At 72.9% G+C, this 2,430-nt stretch carries 1 protein-coding gene; it reads right to left on the bottom strand.

The window, feature by feature from the left end; translation table 11 throughout:
* Window positions 1-2,156, bottom strand: a 2,156-nt coding sequence (locus RIM90_RS31420) for an MMPL family transporter (RefSeq protein ID WP_309064132.1), incomplete at its 3' end; no start/stop codon positions are given.
* Window positions 2,157-2,430 lie beyond the last annotated feature (274 nt).

Genomic DNA, 2,430 nt, shown 5'->3' with positions numbered 1-2,430 from the left:
GCGGACTCCCCCTCGCTCAGCCCGAACCGCTCGTGGAACCGCCGGAGCGGGCCCGGCGCCCACCAGGTCGCGCGGCCGGTGAGACGCATGACCGAGGGGACCAGGAGGCTGCGGACGATCATCGCGTCCATCAGCACCGCCAGCGCGATGCCCAGGCCCAGCATCTTGGTGTTGGTGACGCGCGAGGTGCCGATCGCGACCATGACCACCGCCAGGATGACCGCCGCCGCGGTGATCAGCCCGCCCGTGCGCCGCACTCCGTGCCGGACCGCCTGTCCGTGGTCGCCGCTGTGGTCGTACTCCTCCTTGATGCGGGAGAGCAGGAACACGCCGTAGTCCATGGAGAGGCCGAAGGCCACGCAGAACATCAGGACCGGGAGGGTCGTCTCGATGGAGCCGGCACTGGTGAAGCCGAGCAGGCCGGAGAGGTGGCCGTCCTGGAAGACCCAGACCACGGCGCCGAACATCGCGGTCAGGCTGAGGGCGTTGAGCACCACCGCCTGGACCGGTATCAGCACGCTGCCGGTGAGCAGGAACACCAGGAACAGGGTGACGAGCACGATGAGGACGGCCGCCGCGGGGAGGCGTTCGCCGATGGCGTCCTTGGAGTCGACCAGCACGGCCGCCGCGCCCGTCACCTTGGTGTCGAAGGGGGCGTCCACCGCGCGGAGGTCGTCCACCAGGCGCTGGGCGGGTTCGTCGACGGCCTCGCCCCTGGGCAGCACCGTGAAGTAGGCGGTGTCGCCCTTCACCAGCGGCCCGTCGACCCGCACCACCTCGGGCAGGCCGGCGACGCGCTCCTTGTAGGCGGCGTACTGCGCCTGGGTCGCGCGTCCCTCGGCGAGCACGTCGAGGCCGCCGCCGGGGCTGCCCGGGAAGCCGTCGCGGATGTGCTGCTGCACCACGTGCGACTCGGCGGTGGAGGGCAGCTGGCGGTCGTCCGCCGTACCGAACTTCACGCCCAGGAAGGGCAGTCCGAGCAGGACCAGCACGGCCGTGGTGCCCAGGGCGAAGAACGGGGCGCGGCGCATCACCAGTGCCGCCGTGCGCCCCCAGGCGGCGCCCTCCTCGCCGGCGGGCCGCGCGGGCCGTCCGCGACGGAACAGGCGCCGCAGGTCGAGGGAGTCGACCCGGTGGCCGAGGAGCACCAGGGCGGCCGGGAGCAGGATCAGCGCGGCTGCCGCGGCCAGCAGCACCACGGCGATCCCGGCGTAGGCGAAGGACCGCAGGAAGTACTGCGGGAAGAGCAGCATCGCCGCCAGGGACACCGCGACCGTGAGGGCGGAGAACAGCACGGTGCGGCCGGCCGTGCGCAGGGTGGTGCCGACGGCCGTCCGGGGATCGGCGCCGGCGGACAGCTCCTCGCGGAAGCGGCGGACGATGAAGAGCGCGTAGTCGATCGCCAGGCCGAGGCCGAGGGCGGTGGTGAGGTTCATCGCGAAGACCGAGACGTCGGTGATCTCGGTGAGTCCGCGCAGGACGGCGTTGGTGCCGAGGATCGCGACGATGCCGATGCCGAGCGGCAGCAGGGCCGCGACGGCGCTGCCGAAGACCATCACCAGCAGGACGAGGGTGACCGGCAGGGCGATCAGCTCCGCCCGCAGCAGGTCCTCCTGGATGATCGTCTGCATCTCGTGCCGCACGGCGACCGGGCCGCCGACCCGGACCTCCACCACGCCGTGCTCGCCGCGGAAGGAGGGCGCTATGCGGTCCAGGGTCTTGTTCATGGCCGTCTCGTCGCCCGTGAGGCGGGCGGCGATCAGCGCCTCGCGCCCGTCCTCGGCGCGCAGGGCGGGCGAGCCGGACTGCCAGTAGGAGCCGACGCCGGTGACGCCCCGCTCGGCGGCCAGGCGCTCGGCGAGCCGCCCGGCCTCGGCGGCGACGGCCGGATCGTCCACCGAGGCGTCCCCCGCGTCCACGAGCAGCAGGAGGTTGGGCTGGGAGGCGGGGAACTCGCGCTCGAGCGCCTCGGTCGCGTAGGAGGACTCGGCGTCCGGGTCCTCCCAGCCCCCGCTGCCCATGCGGTCGGCGACCCCGCTGCCGGCCAGCACGGCGAGCACGGTGAGCACGAGGGCGGCCAGCAGGGCGAGCCTCGGCCGGGCGGTGACGAAGCGGGTCCAGCCTCCGAGGCGGGGTGGAGTGTTGACTTCGGCCATCCTGCGCTGTCCCCTTCACCATGGACCATGCCCCGAGCCCTCGCGGCCCGTTTCCGGGCCTGTGCGGCGCGCGGTGCGCGCCGGGCGGGCAGAGGGCGTGGCTGTGCCGTTGCCATAGACTGGCAAACACGAGAGATCGCTCGCGTTTCACCAGAATGCGAGTGGCCGCTCGCGTTTGTCAATCGCGTGCCGAGAACTGGGGATGACGCGTGCCCGAGAAGACGGAGAAACCCGGGAAGCACGGAACTCCCGAGGACCCCGGGAAGCCCGGGCC

The sequence above is a fragment of the Streptomyces sp. genome, assembly GCF_031181555.1.
GTDB classification, from domain to species: domain Bacteria; phylum Actinomycetota; class Actinomycetes; order Streptomycetales; family Streptomycetaceae; genus Streptomyces; species Streptomyces fimbriatus.
The sequence above is the reverse complement of the archived record's forward strand: the minus strand, read 5'-3'. Positions and strand labels throughout refer to the sequence as shown.